Annotated in this window: 19 protein-coding genes; 7 read left to right on the top strand and 12 right to left on the bottom strand. The window is 64.8% G+C overall.

Features of this window, described 5'->3' with window-relative positions; genetic code table 11:
- Positions 1-70: 70 nt before the first annotated feature.
- From FZI91_RS10070 to FZI91_RS10030, 8 genes are all read right to left on the bottom strand, one after another.
- Positions 71-1864 (bottom strand): ABC transporter family substrate-binding protein, encoded by a 1794-nt coding sequence (locus FZI91_RS10070; RefSeq protein ID WP_155938868.1) that lies wholly within the window; start codon positions 1862-1864, stop codon positions 71-73.
- A gap of 76 nt (positions 1865-1940) precedes the next feature.
- Complete coding sequence (locus FZI91_RS10065; protein ID WP_309224077.1) at positions 1941-2903, bottom strand: alpha/beta fold hydrolase; 963 nt, start codon at positions 2901-2903, stop codon at positions 1941-1943.
- 9 nt (positions 2904-2912) lie between these two features.
- Positions 2913-3716, bottom strand: coding sequence for a mesocentin (locus FZI91_RS10060; RefSeq protein ID WP_155938867.1), 804 nt, complete (start codon positions 3714-3716; stop codon positions 2913-2915).
- Positions 3717-3895: 179 nt separating this feature from the next.
- A complete protein-coding gene (locus tag FZI91_RS10055; RefSeq protein ID WP_309224078.1) occupies positions 3896-4597 on the bottom strand; it encodes an AraC family transcriptional regulator in 702 nt (233 codons plus the stop codon).
- A gap of 147 nt (positions 4598-4744) precedes the next feature.
- Positions 4745-6646, bottom strand: a complete 1902-nt coding sequence (locus FZI91_RS10050; protein ID WP_155938865.1) for an alkyl/aryl-sulfatase — start codon at positions 6644-6646, stop codon at positions 4745-4747.
- A gap of 94 nt (positions 6647-6740) precedes the next feature.
- A complete protein-coding gene (locus FZI91_RS10045) occupies positions 6741-7130 on the bottom strand; it encodes a nitroreductase/quinone reductase family protein (RefSeq protein WP_155938864.1) in 390 nt (129 codons plus the stop codon).
- Positions 7131-7212: 82 nt separating this feature from the next.
- Positions 7213-9114: a translational GTPase TypA gene (gene typA / locus FZI91_RS10040; RefSeq protein ID WP_162525807.1), complete on the bottom strand. Its 1902-nt coding sequence runs from the start codon at positions 9112-9114 to the stop codon at positions 7213-7215.
- A 249-nt stretch (positions 9115-9363) separates the two neighbouring features.
- Positions 9364-9768, bottom strand: coding sequence for a (deoxy)nucleoside triphosphate pyrophosphohydrolase (locus tag FZI91_RS10030; protein WP_155938862.1), 405 nt, complete (start codon positions 9766-9768; stop codon positions 9364-9366).
- A gap of 26 nt (positions 9769-9794) precedes the next feature.
- On the opposite strand from FZI91_RS10030, the gene FZI91_RS10025 reads away from it, so the two are divergent.
- Entirely contained in the window at positions 9795-10079 is a 285-nt protein-coding gene (locus tag FZI91_RS10025; protein ID WP_155938861.1) for a 4a-hydroxytetrahydrobiopterin dehydratase, read from the top strand.
- A 65-nt stretch (positions 10080-10144) separates the two neighbouring features.
- Here the strand turns inward: FZI91_RS10025 and purU are convergent, their stop codons facing one another.
- From purU to FZI91_RS10010, 3 genes are read right to left on the bottom strand one after another with little or no spacing between them, the layout of a single operon-like run.
- A complete protein-coding gene (purU, locus tag FZI91_RS10020; protein WP_155938860.1) occupies positions 10145-11032 on the bottom strand; it encodes a formyltetrahydrofolate deformylase in 888 nt (295 codons plus the stop codon).
- A gap of 2 nt (positions 11033-11034) precedes the next feature.
- Entirely contained in the window at positions 11035-11841 is an 807-nt protein-coding gene (locus tag FZI91_RS10015; protein WP_155938859.1) for an SDR family oxidoreductase, read from the bottom strand.
- A 10-nt stretch (positions 11842-11851) separates the two neighbouring features.
- Positions 11852-13099, bottom strand: a complete 1248-nt coding sequence (locus FZI91_RS10010; RefSeq protein WP_155938858.1) for a mannosyltransferase — start codon at positions 13097-13099, stop codon at positions 11852-11854.
- 142 nt (positions 13100-13241) lie between these two features.
- On the opposite strand from FZI91_RS10010, the gene FZI91_RS10005 reads away from it, so the two are divergent.
- A complete protein-coding gene (locus FZI91_RS10005; RefSeq protein WP_155938857.1) occupies positions 13242-13928 on the top strand; it encodes a hypothetical protein in 687 nt (228 codons plus the stop codon).
- A 29-nt stretch (positions 13929-13957) separates the two neighbouring features.
- Here the strand turns inward: FZI91_RS10005 and FZI91_RS10000 are convergent, their stop codons facing one another.
- Entirely contained in the window at positions 13958-14533 is a 576-nt protein-coding gene (locus FZI91_RS10000) for an HhH-GPD-type base excision DNA repair protein (RefSeq protein WP_162525820.1), read from the bottom strand.
- Positions 14534-14650: 117 nt separating this feature from the next.
- On the opposite strand from FZI91_RS10000, the gene FZI91_RS09995 reads away from it, so the two are divergent.
- From FZI91_RS09995 to FZI91_RS09975, 5 genes are all read left to right on the top strand, one after another.
- A complete protein-coding gene (locus FZI91_RS09995) occupies positions 14651-14944 on the top strand; it encodes a hypothetical protein (protein ID WP_162525808.1) in 294 nt (97 codons plus the stop codon).
- Positions 14941-15972 carry a hypothetical protein gene (locus tag FZI91_RS09990; RefSeq protein ID WP_155938855.1) on the top strand — a complete coding sequence of 344 codons (1032 nt, stop codon included), beginning with the start codon at positions 14941-14943 and terminating at the stop codon, positions 15970-15972. Before FZI91_RS09995 ends, FZI91_RS09990 begins: the two co-directional genes overlap by 4 nt.
- A 127-nt stretch (positions 15973-16099) precedes the next feature.
- The gene (locus tag FZI91_RS09985) at positions 16100-16432 is read left to right on the top strand and encodes a DUF485 domain-containing protein (protein ID WP_155938854.1); all 333 of its coding nucleotides are present in this window, start codon (positions 16100-16102) and stop codon (positions 16430-16432) included.
- The gene (locus FZI91_RS09980) at positions 16429-18078 is read left to right on the top strand and encodes a cation acetate symporter (RefSeq protein ID WP_155938853.1); all 1650 of its coding nucleotides are present in this window, start codon (positions 16429-16431) and stop codon (positions 18076-18078) included. Before FZI91_RS09985 ends, FZI91_RS09980 begins: the two co-directional genes overlap by 4 nt.
- An 18-nt stretch (positions 18079-18096) precedes the next feature.
- Positions 18097-19347 carry an MFS transporter gene (locus FZI91_RS09975; RefSeq protein WP_309224079.1) on the top strand — a complete coding sequence of 417 codons (1251 nt, stop codon included), beginning with the start codon at positions 18097-18099 and terminating at the stop codon, positions 19345-19347.
- The last annotated feature ends 3 nt before the right edge of the window (positions 19348-19350 follow it).

The raw sequence follows: 19350 nt of genomic DNA, 5'->3' as shown, positions 1-19350 counted from the left end.
AAGCACTCATCGTGACCCTCTGCTCTTCGCGCAAACGCTCATCGTGACCCTCTGCTCTTCGCGCAAACGCTCATCGCCGCGTCTTCTTCCACTCGCCCGCAGTCCCGACGATTCCCACCGGGACCGCACCGGTCAGCTCCACGTTCTGCACGCTGGGACCGGCCGCGGCGATCGTGGTGTCCTGCATGATCGGCAAAACCGTTGCCATCTTCCACAATTGGGGCTCGGCCTGATCGACGACCTTGCCCACATCGGCCTGACCAGTCAGCGCGGCGTCGATACTGCTCTGCAACCCCTCGTCGCATAGCCCGGTGAGATTGCTTGGGGCACGGACGGATTCTTCCCTCGACGGCGGTGACGGCGTGTTGCTCGCCGGCGGCGGAGGCGGTGTGGTGGTGCGGGTGTCGGGGACCTTGCCCGACTGCAGCGCCGGGCAACCGTACCGGGAGGCCAGCGCGGTGGCCAGATCCCCACCGGTCTGATGCCAGCCGACGATGGCGTCGACACGGCCGTCCGGGATCGCCTGGCCGTACAGGGCGGGTGGATCGATCGCGAGGACGCTGGCCCGCACCCCCGCATTGCGGAGTTGATCGGCGGCGGTGTTGGCGACGGCCACCGACGTCGGATCGTTGGCGGCAGCACCGATGACCAGACTCAGCGGCTCACCGTTCTTGGTGATCTGCGGAGGCCCCGCCGGCGCACCGGGCGGTGCGGGCACGTCGACCGCCTCGTATCCGGCCTCCTTGAGCAACGCAAGCGCGGCTTCACGGGTGAGGGCGGTGGGCGCGGTGGGTTTGTATCCGGGGTCCGAGGGCGAACGTACCTGCGCCGCCGCCAGGGTGACGGCGTTGTCGTTACCGGCGGCCACCGCGGCCAGCAGACCGATGTCGAGCAGGCCGAGCAGGCCCCGGCGGACCGTCGAGTCGGTGAGCGTCTCCTGGCCCGCGCGCAACGTCAGCTGCAGAGTGCGCGGCGCGACGATGCGGGCGGTGCGCACACCCGGGATGTTGGCCAACTGAGCGAACGTCACCCCGCTGCCATGCACCTGGGCCACTTGGGTGTCACCGTTGCGGATGGAATCCGCCAGCACGGTGGGCGCGCCCGCGCGACGGAACAGGATCTCGTCGGGGACCGCTTGGGCGGCCCAATACCGATCGTTACGGGCCAGCAGGATCTCGTCGCGTTGCGGGTCGATCGTGTCCACCCGGAAACGTCCGCCGGAAGCGGGCATCGATTTGACCAACCCCGAGGCGAAGCCCCCCGGGATGTCTTTGACGATGTGCGCGGGCAGCAGGTCGGTGAACAGCTCGCGCCAGGCGGGGTACTTGTGGTCGAAGGTGACGACCACACGCTTGCCGCCGTCCCGCGACTGGACATCGGTGATGCTTCCGTATCCCGCCGGGTCGACCGTTCCGGGTTGGGTGAGCATCTGCTGCCACAGGTATGAAAAGTCGTCGGCACCGATGGGCGCGTTATCGGTCCACTGCGCCTCGGGGCGAATCGTGTAGGTGACCGTGAACGGCTCCTGGCTGGTCTCCACGGCAGACACCAGCAGCGTCGGGTCCATCTCCCAGCGTGAGCCGGTGGTCGTCGCCGAATCGGGCACCGGGCGGAACGCGCTGGGAAGCACTAACGAACTGATCGCCGAGTTCACCGGCGACTGATCGGAGAGCAGATGCGGGTTGAACCCCGCGCCGATCGTGTCGATACCCACCACTATCTGCTCTTTCTTAGGCGGTGGCGGTGTCGTGGAGCTGGTGGTTTCGCTGCCCTGAACGGCCGGGGGCGCGCTGACCGAACACCCGGCGAGCAGCACCACACCGAGCAAGGCGCACAGTCGCAGGCGCAGTGACTCGGTTGGCATGAGGACCCACCCTATCTGTGGGGTGCTGGGACACGAACGTGAACGAGGCGGCAGCGGCGACTCCGTCGCGACCGGCCTACTCCTTGAGCAGCTCATCGAGCTCCGCCTGCGAGGTAGTCGTGATAATCCGCACCACCCGCTCGAAGGCCGAACTGTCCGGCGCCACGATGGACACGTGATTCTGCTCGGGAAGCAGCTCGACGGCGGCCCGGCCACCCTGACGCTTCACTGCCGCCACATAACGCTGCGAGATGACGGGTTCAACGACGTGGTCCCGGGCGCCGTGTAGGGCAATTACGGGCGTACCGATATCGATGTTCTGGATGGGATCGACCGATGTGTATCGATCTGGCACGGCACCGGGCGCCCCGCCGAGCACCGTGACGATGCGGTCGTCACCGTGCTCTGCGGCGTAGACCATGTCGAGCGGCCCGGCCAGTGATACTGCGCGCGTGGGCCGGAACTGGGGGTGTGAGCCCACCTCGTCGTCGCGAAGGTTATGCCGGGTAGCGCCCCAGACCGCGAGTTGCGCACCAGCGCTGTGTCCCACGACGAGTTCGTCATCGGTGGTGAGCTGCGGAAGCTTCTTGTCCACCTCGACGACAAAGTCAAGGGCGCGCGCCACGTCGTGGAACGTGGTCGGCCAGCCGCCACCGGATCCCACCCGCCGATACTCCACGTTGTAGACGGCCATGCCGCGGGCCGCGAGTTCGCGGGCCAATGGCTCGAAAACATTGGCCCCCAACAGGTTTTGCCACGCGCCGCCATGAATCAACACCACGAGCGGAATCGTGTCCGGATCCTGACGACCGGCTGGCAGATACAGGTCTGCCCAGTTTTGCATCGGATCGGAAGGGCCGTCTGTCAGATAGTGAAACCGTTCGACGGTGATATGGGACAGCGTGGTGCCAGGTCCCTGGGGCAGATTGCCGGAATGCTCCGAGGTCGCCTCACTGCAACCCCCCACTGCCCATAAGCACGCAATCAAAAGTCCGTGCATCCACGGACGCGCCGGCCGGATCAGCGGACGGGGAATCACTCGGCGATCCTATTGCCCGGGCGTCGAACCCTCGGCCCCTCCGGAAGGATTGGACGAATCGGCTTGCTCGGGCACCGCAGTGTCCGAGCCGGGACCGTTGGTGTTGTCGCCGCCACCATGGTTCGGATTGGTGCAGATACTGCCTTCACACGGGACGTAGTTGTTACTGCCGTCAGGATCTTTGATCGCCTTCGGCCCAACATATGACCCCACGGGGCAGCCCGGATCTTCGTTTTGTGCGCAGTACTCCCGAGTCACATTGTTGTCGGTTGAACCATTGGCGCCCTGTGGTCCACCATTGATCGGCTGTCCCTGAGCGTCCCAAGACCCGGCCGCATCCCCGCCACCATGGTTCGGGTTGGTGCAGATACTGCCCTCGCACGGGACGTAGTTGTTACTGCCGTCAGGATTCTTGATGGCGCCCGGTCCGACGTAGGTTCCCGCCGGGCAGCCCGGATCTTCGTTCTGCGCGCAGTACACCTGGGTCACGCCGTTGCCGGTCGAGCCATTAGCACCCACGGGCCCACCATCGACCGGGTTGCCCTTGTCGTCCCAGTATCCCCCGCCTGCAGTCGGGGCGGCGTGCGGGCCGACGTAAGTTCCTGCCGCACATGCGGGGTCGTGGTTCTGCGCGCAGTACGCAGTGGTGCGTTTCTCCGCTGGCGCCGAACCTGTCCGGTGTTGCGTTCCTTGCTGCTGGGCTATTGCAGCGGTAGAGGTTTGGGGAGTCGACGGCTGAGAGCCACACGAGACGATCGCAAGGCTCAGTCCCAGAACTCCAAGGAAGGCAAAGAGCTGTTGGCGCGCCTTCAACCCGACTCATCCTCCGCTACATTATTTTTGGCAATGGCGCCGGGCAGATTCTGGCGCTCGTCAATCCGAGGCCAGAACCCGCCCGACAGCGTGACCACGTCCCCCGTGACCACGTCCAGCCAATCTAGGTGCAGCTCGCACGCCGCGCCTTCAAGATCTGAGTTGCTTGCGGAAAAGCATCAGAAGCCGTCCCGAAAGACGGTTGGTGTCACGCCGGCGCGCGCCTTGAACGTGGTGGCAAAATGGCTGGGGCTGGAAAAGCCCAGGGCAGCACTGATATCTGTAATGGAGAGCTGGCCGGCTGCGAGCAGATGCTTCGCGCGGCTCATCCGGCGGTCCAGGACAAATTGGTAAGGCGTCTTGTGGAACGCGTGCACGAAGGCCGTCCGGAATTCACTGATGGACATCTCGGCATACCGCGCCAGCGTCGCCAGACTGATGTCCGAATCAAGTCCGTCGTCGATGTACTCGACCAGTTTCGCCTGCAGGGCGGGCCCTAAACCGCGATGCAGGGCGGATTGCCTGCGGATCTTCGCGTAATGGTCGATCAGGTGCAGCCGCACCACATCCACCAACGAATCGCGGAGCAGCCGTGCCATCACGTCATGACGGTCCACCACGCTGTGGACCCTTTTGACCAATTGGTACAACAGGAGATCTCGGGCTCCGAGCAATGGTTGCAGCTCACGCTGGTCAAACAGTTTTGGATCCACGATGAGCTCGCAGAACTCCGCTCGATCGCCCTGCGCGCAAAAGGCCATGCGTCGTCCGGCCGGTATCACCATCACATCAGCGGTCTTGGGTAGTTTCCGCTGAAAAGGGCCACTGTCGAATTCGACTTCCTTCTTGCACATCTGCCCGCCCTCATACACGGCGATCACATGGTGCGGTTCGTGGTATCGCCACTCCGTCAGGTCGGGGATCGACTCTCTGACGAAGGTGAATTGAAACCCGCTCAACGGCACACTCCCCCACACGGAATCATCACCAACCTTAGCCACCACCCAGCAAACCGCGATGCACTTCGGCTACGGCGTGACGATGGCGAAGCCGGGGTCGGGCTGATCGAGCACCGCAACCAGCCGCGCGAACCCGCTTGCATCCCCGTCCACGGTGATCTCGCCGGAGGCGAACACCGCTGCGGGATCCGTGCCACCGAGGAGGACCTTGATGAGTGCGGGTCGAGTAAGGGTGAAGGTGACATGGGGCTCCGGCAGGTTGGCCCTAGCGGGTCGGTCGTAATGCACCAGCACCCCGTTGCGCAGCTCCACTCGGTGCACGCGATCCTCATCGGTGAAGTGCCAGTCGCTGACGAAGCGTTCATCCCAGGCCTCGGGCCCGTTGATCCGGAGTGACAGCGCGTCGAAGAGCTGGTCGATGGTCAGCGCCGCCAGCATCGACGCTGAATCAAGCTTCATGGGGGTGCCGACGCTGCCGTGGCGCAGCTCATGGGCACCCATGAGATAGAAATTCCGCCAGGTGGCATTCTCGGCCCCGTAGCCGAGTTGTTCGAAACAGCTGGCCTGCAATTCTTTTGCCGATTCGTTTTCAGGGTCGGCGAAGATCACGTAGTTGACCACCTGCGCCACCCACCGGTAGTCCCCCTGCTCAAAAGTGACGCGCGCCTTCCGCAGCACCTCCTCGGCACCGCCCATGAATTCCACGTGCCGCTGCGCGCCGGCCACCGGCGGGTGCTCCCAGAGGCGCGCCGGGTTGCCGTCGAACCAGCCCATGTAGCGCTGATAGATCGCCTTCACGTTGTGGCTGACCGAGCCGTAATAGCCGCGCGCGTGCCAGGCACCCGCAATCGCCGGCGGCAGCTGCAGGGTTTCGGCGATCTCCGAGCCGACAAATCCCTGGTTCAGTTGCCGCAGCGTCTGGTCGTGCAGATAGGCGTACAGATCACGTTGCAGCGCAAGATATTCCGTTAGCCGCTCGGTACCCCAGGTGGGCCAGTGATGAGAGGCAAACACCACATCGGAGTCGTGGGCGTACAGGTTGATGGCCTCGGTGATGTACTGCGCCCACACGTGCGGGTCGCGCACCACCGCACCGCGCAACGTCAGCAGATTGTGCAAGGTGTGCGTGGCATTCTCGGCCATACACAGCGCCCGGCGCTCCGGGAAATAGAAGTTCATCTCCGCGGGGGCCTCGGTTCCCGGTGTGAGCTGGAAAACCATGCGAACACCGTCGACCGTCTCCTCCTGACCGGTGTGAGTGACGTCGACGGTCGGCGGGATCAGGGTGATTGTCCCGAGCGAATTGGTCTGCCCCAGGCCAGATCCCACCTGCCCGAGCGGTCCGCGCGGCAACACCGCGCCGTACATGTACACAGCCCGCCGGGTCATCGCCGGACCGGCGTACACGTGCTCGGCAACGGCGTGCTCCAGGAATCCGGCGGGGGCAATGACCGGACAGTGCCCGGCCGCGACCTCCTCCACCGTGGTGACCCCGAGCGCACCCGCGAAGTGATCCGCATGGCAATGGGAGTAGATCAGCGCGGTCACCGGCCGGTCCCCACGATGACGGCGGTAAAGTTCCAACGCGGCGGCCGCGGTCTCCATGGACGTCAACGGGTCGATGACGATGACTCCCCGCTCGCCCTCAACGAGAGTCATGTTCGATATGTCGAGGCCACGAACCTGGTAGATGCCGTCGGCGACCTCGAAGAGTCCCTGCCTGATGATGAGTCCGCACTGCCGCCACAGGCTCGGGTGCACGGAGGCGGGGCAACTGTCCCTCAGAAATCCGTAGGAGTCGTTGTCCCACACGATGTTCCCGGAAGCATCTGTGACAACACCCGGTTCCAGTGCCGCGATGAATCCGCGGTCGGCATCTTCTTGGTCCACGGCGTTGGCAAACGGCAGCTCTCTGGCTGCCTGCTCATTCTGTTCGGCGATGCGGGGAGTCGGCTGGGACATACCGCACATGCTACCGAGAAAGCAAGCGCAATCCACCGCGAAAGCTGTTATCTATCACAGCAGTTCACCAGGAAGCGGGTACCGCCGTCACCAGAGTGCGGTGTCAATCCAGATCAACGCGGACGGTCAATAGTTCGGTGCCCGCCGCGCGCACCACCGCGCTATTGCCGCGCGGCAGCTCCCGGAGTCGTGCTTTTGCATCATCGTCGGGAAGCAAGTGGGCGGTTCCGCTGCGCCACTGGTCACGGATGCGCAGCCGCACCGCCGCGTTGGCCTTGATATTGCGGACGTAATCGGAGTGCTCGCCGTGCTCGGAGACTAGCCAGAACTGGTTCCCGACGAGGCGTCCGCCGATCGCGGTGTGGCGCGGTTGCCCCGAGGAGCGGCCGGTCGTCTCAAGCATCGTGACCGGCAGTCGTCTGCCGACGGGGTTGACGAGGTACTTCTGCACCGTGTGCACGACGCGTCGCTTGAGATCCACCATGTACTGCATTGTCGTCGTTTCGGCCGCCGACAGTTACGCCACGCAGAGGATTTCAGCGAAACTTCTGCGTGGCGTTACCGTCGAGTGGATATCAGCTGTTGTTGGCGGCCTTCGAACGCGAACGCGCCCGTGCGCGCAGCGTCGCGGTGAGTTCCACCTTGCGCACCCGCACGATTTCCGGGGTGACCTCGACGCATTCATCGCCTGCACAGAACTCCATCGCCTTTTCGAGGTCGAGTTCCATTGGTCTGGCGAGTGTCTCGAAGACATCGGCGGTCGCGGACCGCATGTTGGTCAGCTTCTTCTCGCGGGTGACGTTGACATCGAGGTCCTCGGCACGCGGGTTGATTCCGACGACCTGGCCCTCATAGGTCGCGTCCCCAGGCTCCACGAAGAACTGTCCGCGGTCGGATAGCTGGGTCATCGCGAACGGGGTGACGGAGCCGGTGCGGTCGGACACCAGCGACCCGGTGTGCCGGGCGCGGATCTCCCCGGCCCACGGCCGGTAGCCCTCGAACACCGCGTTGGCGATGCCGGTGCCACGGGTCAGCGTCAGGAAGTCGGTCCGGAATCCGATGAGGCCGCGCGACGGCACGATGAAGTCCATCCGGACCCATCCCGCGGCGTGGTTGGCCATTTCCTCCATGCGGCCCTTACGGGCGGCCATCAGCTGGGTGACGGCCCCGACGAACTCCTCGGGACAGTCAATGGTCATGGCCTCGAATGGTTCGTGCAGCTTGCCGTCAACGGTCCTGGTGACCACCTGCGGCTTGCCGACGGTCAGCTCGAAGCCCTCGCGGCGCATCTGTTCGACGAGGATGGCCAGCGCCAGCTCACCGCGGCCCTGCACCTCCCAGGCGTCGGGACGGTCGATATCGACGACCTTGATCGATACATTGCCGATGAGCTCCGAATCGAGCCGGGACTTGACCATCCGCGCGGTCAGCTTGTGCCCGGACACCTTGCCCGCCAGCGGCGAGGTGTTGGTGCCAATGGTCACCGAGATGGCCGGCTCGTCGACGGTGATCCGCGGGAGCGCGTGGGCGTGATCGGGATCGGCCAGCGTGTCACCGATCATGATCTCGGGCATACCCGCGACCGCGACGATGTCACCGGCAATTGCCTCTTCCGTGGGGCTGCGATCGACACCCTCGGTGGCGAGCAGCTCGGTGATCTTGGCCGTGGTGATGACGGGGTGGCCATCTACTTCGCGCATCCACGCCACCTGCTGGCCCTTACGCAGCCGGCCGTTGTAGATGCGGATCAGCGCGAGCCGGCCGAGGAAGGCCGAGGCGTCGAGGTTGGTCACCAGTGCCTGCAGCGGGGCCTCCGGGTCGCCGCTGGGCGCCGGAATGTGCTCAAGCAGCACGTCGAATAGCGGGTCGAGGTTCTCGCCGTCGGGGTTCTGCCCGTTGGCCGGCTGGGTGGTGCTGGCGATGCCGGCACGGCCCGAGGCGTACAGCGTCGGCAGGTCGAGTGCCTTCTCGGCGGCCGCCTGCGCCTCTTCATCCAGATCGGAGGCGACATCGAGCAGCAGGTCGTGGCTCTCCTCGACGACCTCCGCGATGCGGGCGTCGGGTCGGTCGGTCTTGTTGACGACCAAGATCACCGGCAGGTGCGCGGAGAGGGCCTTGCGCAGCACGAACCGGGTCTGCGGCAGTGGGCCCTCGGAGGCGTCCACCAACAGCAGCACACCGTCGACCATGGACAGGCCGCGTTCCACCTCGCCACCGAAGTCGGCGTGGCCGGGGGTGTCGATGACGTTGATCACCGTCATGGACCCGTCCGCGTGCTGACGGTGCACGGCGGTGTTCTTGGCCAGGATCGTGATGCCCTTTTCTTTCTCCAGATCACCGGAGTCCATCAGGCGCTCAACAGCGTCATCACCGCGGTGCGAGAGCGCGCCCGACTGCTTGAGCATTGCATCGACCAGGGTTGTCTTGCCGTGGTCGACGTGCGCAACAATGGCTACGTTCCGGAAACTATGGGTCACGTCTGCCAATTCTGGCAGTGAAACCCCTAGTTCACGAAACCGGCGAACACTGAGTGTGACGCCCGACATAGCAAAAGCACCGTCAGCCCCAGAAGTAGGACACCCGTGAAGGCCAGCAAGGTCGCAAGGCTCAAGCCCAAGAAGAAGTGCTGCAAAAGCAAGCCACGCTGCATGAAGTGCCCGCTTGTGGTGCACAAGATGCAGAAGGCCGAGCATCATGGTTTGTCCGAAAAAGAGATGAAAAAGGCTCTACACCGGGCGCGCGCCCACTAGCGCCTGCCGGAGCGCGGATACCCATCCCGCGTCTGCCGCGACCCACCCCACCGTGTCGAGTTCGTCGGCTCCGACCCATCGCAGGGCCAAATGTTCGTGGGGATGCGGCGTGCCGCCGTCCAGTCGCGCCCGATACGCCCGCAGCACCAGGGTGCCGTCTGGGCCGATACCGGCGACGTCATGCCCTAGGCGTGACCCGACGGTGACGGTGATGCCCAGTTCCTCGTGCAACTCGCGGGCGAGTGCTTGTGGCTCGGATTCGCCATTAGCGACCTTGCCCCCGGGCAGCTCCCATTGCCCGGCAAGTTCCGGGGGTTTGGAGCGCTGCGCGATGAGCAGTTTGTCCCCGTCGATCACCGCGCCTGCGACCACTATCGGCATGGCGTTGAACGCTATACGTTGGACTCATGGCCCTGCTCACCGATGACCAGATCAACGCAGCGCTCTCCGGACTTTCCGGCTGGACCCGCGACGGTGACACGCTGCGCCGCGCCATTACGTTCAGCGCGTTTCTCGATGGGGTCGCGGCGGTACAACGAATAGCCGTGCATGCCGAATCCGTCGACCATCATCCCGATATCGATATCCGCTGGCGCACAGTGACGTTCGCGCTGTCCACGCATTCCGAGGGCGGTCTCACCGAGAAGGATGTAGCGCTGGCTCAGGCGATCGATTCCGAGGTCGGCAGCTAGCGAGCGCGGCGTTGCGCACGTAGACACGCCGCAAATGGCGTACACAAGGTGTCGCTCGCGCCGAGCTAGAGGATTGCGGTGACGTTGCCGTGCCGCATGACCTTGTCCTCGCAGTGCCAGGCCACCGCACGCGATAACACCAGCCGTTCCACGTCGGAACCCAGCCGCACCAGGTCCTCGACCGTGTGGGTGTGATCGACCCGGATCACGTCCTGCTCGATGATCGGTCCCTCGTCGAGCTCCGGCGTCACGTAATGCGCTGTGGCTCCAATCATTTTGACGCCGCGTTCACGCGCACGCCGGTACGGCATCGCGCCGGTGAACGCGGGCAGGAACGAATGGTGGATGTTGATCAGCGGGCAGTCGACCTCCTGGAGGAACTCCGGTGACAAGATCTGCATGTACCGCGCCAGCACCACCAGGTCGACGTTCCCCCGTAGCAAGTCGAGCTGCATACGTTCGGCCTCGCCGCGATTCTCGCGGGTCGCCGGAACGTGTATGAACGGCAAACCGAATGACCGCACCTGCTCCGCGAGGTCTGGATGGTTCGAGAGCACCATCACGATCGACATGTCGAGCTCGCCGCGACGACTACGCCACAACAGGTCCAGCAGACAGTGATCCGTGCGCGAGACCATGATCGCCACCCGCTTCGGCTTGGCGGCCTCGCTGAATCGGAACTCCATCTCGAATTTCGCGGCGATCGCCGCGAAATCGCGCTCCAGACCCTCGCGCGACGCCCCTAAGCCCGGTAGGTGAAAGACGGTGCGCTGCATGAACCACCCACCCTGCGGCTCCGTCGAATGTTGTGCGAGCGAGATGATGCTGGCACCGGCATCGGCCAGGAACGCGCTGACCGCCGCCACCACGCCGATCCGGTCGGGGCATTGCAGTATCAGCCTGCCGATGTCGTTGGTGTGCCACGGATCCGAATGCATGCCTTGTGGAAACATCGCTAACGCACCTTCAGCCCGTGCATGCGCGCGAGGAACCCCAGGAACAATCGGGCGGGCAGCAGCCGCTGCGCGGCCATGATCAGCGGGGCATTACTCCCCTTGGCATACAAGGGTTTCGGGTTCGGATTCAGCGCCACGTCCACCACCAACTGCGCCAGGTCGTCGGTGGCCATGCCGTGCTGTTCGCGCGCGGCCATGGCCGCGTCGACCGTGCGGAACGCATCCCGATAGGCCGAGTCTTCGGACACGACGCGGTTGCGTCGTGTCTCGATGCCGGTCGCGATGACGCCGGGTTCCACTGTGCTCACGACAATCCCGAAGGGCGCCACTTCCTGGCGCAGGCAGTCGGCCACGGTGTGCAGCGCCGATTTCGCGGCGCTGTAGGTCGACCGGAACGGGACGTGCAGGGTGCCCGCCATCGACCCCACCATGACGATCGATCCCCGACGCCGTTCCCGCATACCGGGCAGCACCGCCTTGGTGAGAGCAACGGGCCCAAAGACATTGGTGACGAACAGCTTCTCGAAGTCTTCCATCGAGACGTCTTCGAGTGCGCCGATCTGACTCTCGCCGGCATTATTGACCAGGACGTCCACCGCGCCCGCTTGCGCGACACAATCGGCGATGCTCGCCTTGTCGGTCTGGTCGAGCTGCAGATATTGCACCCCGGAGATGCGGTCGGCGACGGTATCGGGGTTGCGACTGGTACCGAACACACGGTGCCCGCGCTCGACGAAAATCCGGGCCACGCTCGCACCGATCCCGCTGGAGGCGCCGGTAACGAGGACGGTGAGATGCTCTGCCATGACGGCAACGCTAGCCGGTGGTCACTGCCGCCTGACCTGCAACCCGACGTGACCTGACACCGGTCACCGCCATCCATGTCAGTGTCGCCATCGCCGCCGCGATATCCACCAGCCCGGCCCAGGCCAAGGGCCACGGGCGGTCGATGCGCCAGATATCGGGCTGGGCGAAGCTAAGTAGCCAGGGCACCCCGACCAGCATCAGTGCCAGCCACCCGTAACCAAAGACCTTGGCGCCCAATTTCTCTCGCCACGGTCCGTGTATCAGCCACACCATGAACGGAACCATCCACACCCAATGATGTGTCCACGAGATGGGCGAGATGAGTAGACCAAACGTCTGCACGACGCAGATCTGCCCGAGCCTGTCGTCCACGGCGCGCCAGGCCAGGAAGGCCAGGACCGCGGTGACCAGGTAGGCCACCAGCACCAGCGCCCCCGAACCCGCGTCATGTCCGAGGATCCTGGAGATCCCGCCACGCCATGACTGGTTGAAGACGGTCGCGATCGGCCCGATGCGATCCGGTTTGCCCAGCAGGTCGGTGAAGTAGTACCGCCCTTGTGATCCGACGACGGCGATGCCCACCACCACGGTCAGCACGAAAACCACGGCGGCCCAGATCGCAGTTGTCCAGCGACGCGCGCCAAGGAAGTAGAGCCCACTCACCAATGGCGTCAGCTTGACCCCTCCGGCGAGCCCCACCAGCGTGCCGGAAATCCACCAGCGTGATGAGGTCACCGCCAGCAGGATGAGCAGCATCAACAGCACATTGATCTGCCCGTAGTCGAGCGTCGAGCGCACTGGCTCGGTCCACATCGTCACCGCCGTCCAGACTGCGGCTGCGCGGGCGTCGTCGAATCCGAGCAGCCGCTGACTCAGCCGTACCACCGCATACAGGGCGGCGACGGTTCCGAGGATCCAGCACAACCCCAGCAGAGTGAACGGCAGCAGATGAAGCGGCCAGAACACCACGGCCGCGAACGGCGGATAGGTGAAGGGCAGCGGAAAGTCGGGCGTCTTATCCGGATAGGTGAACTCGTACAGATTCCCGCTCCCCAGGGTGGCGGGGCCGCTGACGTAAACATGCAGATCGACGAGATCCGCGCCATGGGGCGTCAGGTACGCCCAGGCGATTCGCACCGCGACACTGAGCAGCAGCAGCCACGGACCCCACTCCCGGACACGCTGCCACGCCGCCGCGCGGCGTGTCGGCAACGGCTCAGCATCCGCCCTGGTCGGCTCGATCCTCTCGGTGTTCATGGGGGAGATAGATAACCTCACTCACTCGTTTTGGTAACGGTTCCGTCTACACCACACGCGTCACTTGAGTAACACGCGTAACGGATTACCTTGGCTTTTAGCACCAGTAATCACGTCTAGCGAAACAGCATTGGAGTTCAATATGTCACGGATCACCAACGTCTTCATGGGCGCGTCGATCGCGGCCTTCGCGTCGGCCGGCCTGGCGCTGGGCCTGGCGTCGACCGCCAGCGCTGACCCCATCCCGGCCCCGGGGCCGAACCCGACCAATCCGGCCGCGATCCTCGGGCAGGCCGCCTCGGGCTTCGGCAGCGCTCCCGCCGCACCTGCTCCGGCAGTGCCCGCGATGCCCGCCGCTGTCGCCGCACCGGCCGCGCCCGCGCTGCCGGGTCTGGCTCCTGCTGCTCCGGTTGTCGCACCGGCTCCCGCCGTGGCACCGGCGCCCGGCGTCGCGCCCGTCGCGCCGCAGGTTCCGGCCGTGGCCGCTCCCCAGGTTCCGGCGCTAGCCGCACCGCAGGCTCCGGCCCTAACCCCGGCCGCCGCACAGGCACTCTCTCCGGCCTCGGTCCCCGGCGCCAACACCGTGCCCGGCATCCCGCAGATTCCGCAGATCCCGGGCGCCGAGGGTGTCACGCAGACCGTTGATCTGTGGGCCACCAACCTGCCCAAGCTGCTGCCCGCCGGTGTCCAGCAGACGCTGGTTCCCCCGGCGCTGACCGGCGCCAGCGCACTTCCCGCCGCGGTCGCTCCGGCGGCCGGACTGCCTACCGTCGCCACCCCCGGCGCCGGTCTGGTCCCGACGGCACCGATGTTCGCCGCGCTGCCGTAACTCAACACAGAAGCAAGGCGGTCAGGGCGTTACGCCTTGGCCGCCTTTGCTTTTGCTGCGGCCTTCATTTCCTTCTTGTGGGCGCGCACAAGACCCAGCGACTCGGCGTCGACGACGTCCGCCACCGAAAGATGCGTGCCCTGCTCCCCGTAATTTCCCGCCGCCTTGCGCCAGTCCGTGGGCCGAACTCCGTACTGCTTGCCCAGCAGCGCCACGAAAATCTTGGCCTTCTGCTCTCCGAATCCCGGCAACGCCTTGAGTCGCTTAAGTAGCTCGGCCCCATTTGGGTCGCCGGCCTTCCAGATGTTCTCGGCGCGGCCGTCGTACGCGTCGACGATCTCCCGCGCGAGCACCTGCACACGCTTGCCCATCGAGCCGGGGAACCGATGTATGGCGGGCCGCTCGGAACACAACGCCACGAATTTGTCGGGGTCGTACTCGGCTATCTGGTGTGCATCGATACCGCCGATCCGGTCGGCGATCTTTTTGGGCCCCGCGAACGCGACCTCCATCGGAATCTGCTGATCGAGGAGCATCGCAATCAGCAACGCCAACGGATTCTCTTCCAGCAACTCATCGGCGGCCGAGTCCTGTGCTAGCTGCAGTTTCGCCAATGTGACATTCCTTCCTTCTGGACTTTGACAACCCCAGCGGTGCTACGCTACGGCAACTCAGGCGACCAAGATCGCCGCGCGCCGGGGAGGCTGCCGCTGTCAGGCCAATTGGACGTTGATCTAGAGGCGTTGCGCAAGCTATCGCCGGAATTGAGAGAACAGGCCCACAAGCTCTGCAACAGGGCCGCGAATCCCACGAGGGTTGAAGCCGGGGATGCGCCATCGCTGATTGCGGTCAGGCGACTGGTTACCGAGGTGATTCCCGAGCTGCAACGCATGTTCGCCGCACGATGCGCCAACATGGCCGATCTGTCCGAACAAGCGCAGACTCGCTTCGGCGACACCGAAGAGTACGTTCGGCAAACGATCCTCTCGGCTGCGTCGTTGTCGAGGCCGATATGAAATCCGAGTACTCGGCCAGACGATTGCTGACCAATCACCCAGAACAATCGATCGTGCCCCTGCGGCAAGCAATGCTCGCCGCCGCCGAACTGCAACACCACGCCCAGGATTACAAGCGCGCGGTCGAGATGCCCGGCGGATTGCCCTGGGAGGGCGAGACCGCCCGCGCTACCCAAGAGACCGCCGACAGCGACGAGAAATCGATCTACCGCGCCACCCAGATAATCCTCGATGACGCCCCGAAAGCCCTGGTCACTTTGGAATTTCAGGCGATCGAGTATCGCCGCGAGGCCGTAGACCTGTACAACGAGGCCATCGACCATGGCTACCACGTGGCCGAGGATCTCACCGCCAGTTGGATCGTGGAGCCGCGGTCTACTCCCGAGATCGCCGAAAAGGGCAACCAGTACGCCGCCAAGTTCACCCGAACGATCCGCGCGGCCTACGACAAGTGGTGGGGCGCCGAGCTGGAGGCCGAGCAGCAGATTCACGCCATCTGCGATGAACTGTCGGCCTCGTTCAACCCCTATTGCGGGCTGACGTCCGCGCAAGGGAATCAGGATGGCGCGCATTTCCAAGAGGACAGCCAGCGGGATCCGCACGTGTTGGACCGGGTCAAGGCGGCATCGCTGCTGGACGATCGGCAGCTCAAGGACCTCGCGGCGGGCAAGGCCGTCACCATCCCCTCCAACCAGCTGCAATACCTGTACGAGTTCGCACAGTCCTTCGACGGCAAGTCCCCCACCGAAATCGCCGCAATCAAGGCAGCGCTCCCCGAGGAATCTCAGGACGCGATGACGCGGGCGTTCGCGTTGGTGTCCAACGATCAGGTCAAGTCCGGCGTTCCGTTCACCGACGGCGCCCTGAAAAACTTCATCCCCGACGTGGGATCCGAACCCCGGCTTCCGGACGGCATCGTCAGCGAAACAATCCACACGCCTCCGGCCAACGAGCCGACCGATGCCGAGAAGTTCTTACGTGCGGTCAATCAGCAGCATTGGGACGATTCCTCGACCAAGCGGGTGTGATCCTGGGGCGAGCCGACCCCCGCCCGATCAGGTGAACACCTGACAAACCGGCACCCGAAACCCCCCGGTGCGACTCGGCTCTCATTACGCTCCCAGCAGCCTGCCAGGTACCCACAAGGAGCCCGCGTTGACCGCTGTCGATCCTCCCGAGCTAACCGCCGAACGCAGCCTGCAAATCCAGGCCAGTCCCGAGTTCCAAGAACTCCGGAACGCTTTGCGTCGCTTTGTTTTTCCGATGGCCGCGTTCTTCCTCACCTGGTACGGACTCTACGTCGTGTTGGGCGCTTTCGCCCATGACTTCATGGCGATCAAGCTCATCGGCAACATCAATGTGGGACTCGCCCTGGGGCTTGGCCAGTTCCTCACCACATTCGTCATCACCGGCCTCTACGTCAGGTTCGCCAACCGTGAGCTGGATCCGCGCGCCGCAGCCATCCGCAAGGACGCGGAGGCGCAATGAGCATCCTCGCGGCCGACACCGTCGGCAATCCGGTCACGAACATCGCGATATTCACCGCCTTTGTCGCCGTCACCCTGTATCTGGTGATTCGGGCCAGCGGCAGCAACAAAACCGCCGAGGGGTTCTTCACCGGCGGTCGCGCGTTCTCCGGTCCACAAAACGGCATCGCCATCGCGGGCGACTATCTTTCTGCGGCAAGTTTTCTCGGCATCGCCGGGGCGATCGCGGTATACGGCTACGACGGTTTCCTCTACTCCATCGGATTCCTGGTGGCCTGGCTGGTGGCGCTGCTCTTGGTGGCCGAATTACTGCGCAACACAGGTAAATTCACCATGGCCGATGTGCTGAGCTTCCGACTCAAGCAGCGTCCGGTGCGGCTGGCGGCGGCAACATCCACGCTGACGGTGTCGCTCTTCTACCTGCTGGCGCAGATGGCCGGCGCCGGAGGCCTGGTGGCGCTGCTGCTCAACATCCACAGCAGGCTCGGCCAGTCGGTGGTGATCGGTGTGGTGGGCGTGCTCATGATCGTCTACGTCCTGGTCGGCGGGATGAAGGGCACCACCTGGGTGCAGATCATCAAGGCCGTCTTGCTGATCGCCGGCGCCGCACTCATGACGGCGATGGTGCTGGCCAAGTTCGGTTTCAACTTCTCCGATATCCTCGGCGCGGCCCAGCACGCGGTCGCAGGCAGCCATACCAAAGGTGTTGCGTCCCGGGATGTTCTCGCGCCCGGCGCCCAGTACGGCGGCTCGTTAACGTCCAAGCTCAACTTCGTTTCACTCGGGCTCGCACTCGTGCTCGGCACAGCGGGACTCCCCCACGTCCTGATGCGTTTCTACACCGTGCCGACTGCCAAGGAGGCGCGCCGCTCGGTGGTGTGGGCCATCGGACTGATCGGCGCCTTCTACCTCTTCACACTGGCGCTCGGATATGGCGCCGCGGCACTTGTGGGACCGGACCGCATCCTGGCGGCGGCGGGCGGCCAGAACTCGGCCGCCCCACTGCTGGCCTTCGAACTGGGCGGGGTCATTCTGCTGGCGGTCATCTCGGCGGTGGCCTTCGCGACCATCCTCGCGGTGGTGGCGGGGTTGACCATCACCGCGTCCGCGTCGTTCGCTCACGACATCTATGCCTCGGTAATTAAGGGGCACAACGTTTCCGAGCAGGAGCAGGTACGGGTGTCCCGGATCACCGCGGTGATCTTGGGCGTCGTTGCAATCGGACTCGGCATCCTGGCCAACGGACAGAACGTCGCGTTCCTGGTAGCCCTGGCGTTCGCCGTCGCGGCCGCGGCCAACCTCCCCACCATCCTGTACTCGCTGTATTGGCCACGGTTCAACACCCGCGGGGCACTATGGAGCATGTACGGCGGGCTCATCTCCACCATCGTGCTGATCGTCTTCTCCCCGGCCGTGTCCGGCGCGAAGACGGCGATGATCCCCGGCGCCGATTTCGCCTGGTTCCCACTGGCCAATCCGGGCATTGTGTCGATCCCGTTGGCCTTCCTGTTGGGGATCGTCGGGACACTGACGTCCCATGACAAGGGCGACCCGGGTCTGAACGCGGAAATGGAAGTGCGCTCCCTAACCGGCATCGGCGCGGAGAAGGCGGTAGATCACCAACTCGGCGGAATCAGCCAGGGCTAAATCTGCTTACAGTGGGTTGTGATTGCCCGTCTGCGCCGTTCCGCTGCGTTCATCCTGCTGGCGTTCAGCTTCTCCGCGGTCATGATCGGCACCACGATGCCGACCCCGATGTACGCGCTGTACTCGCAGCAGATGCACTTCTCGGTGCTCACCACCACGGTCGTATACGCCACCTATGCGGCCGGCGTGCTGTTCGCGCTGCTGCTGTTCGGCAGCTGGTCCGACGTTCTCGGCCGTCGCCCGCTGTTGCTGACCGGCGCCGGGTTCGCCATCCTCAGCTCGGTCATCTTCCTGTTCGTCGACTCCGTTCCCCTGCTGCTCATCGCGCGCATCGTTTCCGGGCTCTCCGCGGGGTTCTTCACCGGTGCAGCGACCGTCGCCGTCATCGAGGCGGCGCCAGAACAGTGGCGCAGCCGGGCAGCCGCAGTGGCCACCGTCGCCAACACCGGCGGTCTGGGACTTGGTCCACTCGTGGCGGGCGTCCTGGTGCAGTACGCGCCGTGGCCCACCCAGCTAGCGTTCATCGTTCACATCGGGCTGGTGATCATCGCCGTGGTGGCCCTGCTGCTGGCTCCCGAAACCGCACCCAGGCACGGAAAGCTTGGTGTGCAACGAGTTTCACTGCCAGCGCAGGTGCGTGCGACGTTCGCTGCTGCCGCCACGGCGGGTTTCGCGGGCTTCGCCGCCCTCGGGTCCTTCACCGCGGTGGCACCCGGATTTCTCTCGGGTGTGATCGGCATCGATAACCACGCCGTTGCCGGAGCAAGTGTCTTCCTGGTGTTCGGATCTTCTTGCGTTGCACAAATACTGGTCCGACGAGTGCCCGCGGCCAAGGCACTCATCATCGGCTGCGCGATCCTGCTCACCGGAATGCTGCTGGTGGTGGTCGCGCTGCAAGCATCGTCGCTGCCCTGGTATCTGGCCAGCGCGGTGGTCGTGGGCGTCGGGCAGGGCATCAGCTTCAGCCGAGGCCTGGCCTCCATCGCCGACCGGACACCGGAGGACAACCGCGCCGAGGTGACCTCCAGCTACTTCGTCGTCGGCTATGTGGGGATCGCGCTGCCCGTCATCGGCGAGGGTCTGGCCGCCCAGGCGTGGGGCCTGCGCGCCGCCGGCATCACCTTCGCGCTCGCGGTGGCCGCACTGACGGCACTGTGCCTGATCGCCGTCATCTGGCAGGAGCGTCCGCGCCCGGGCGTTGCACCTCCGGCTAATCAAGCACCGTTGCCGACGCACCCCAAGAGCACAGCTTCGCCGCCGAAAAGGTAGGTA

This window comes from Mycobacteroides sp. CBMA 271, assembly GCF_009729205.1.
GTDB lineage: Bacteria > Actinomycetota > Actinomycetes > Mycobacteriales > Mycobacteriaceae > Mycobacterium.
Note: the sequence above shows the minus strand (reverse complement) of the source record. Positions and strands in the feature narration are given on the sequence as shown.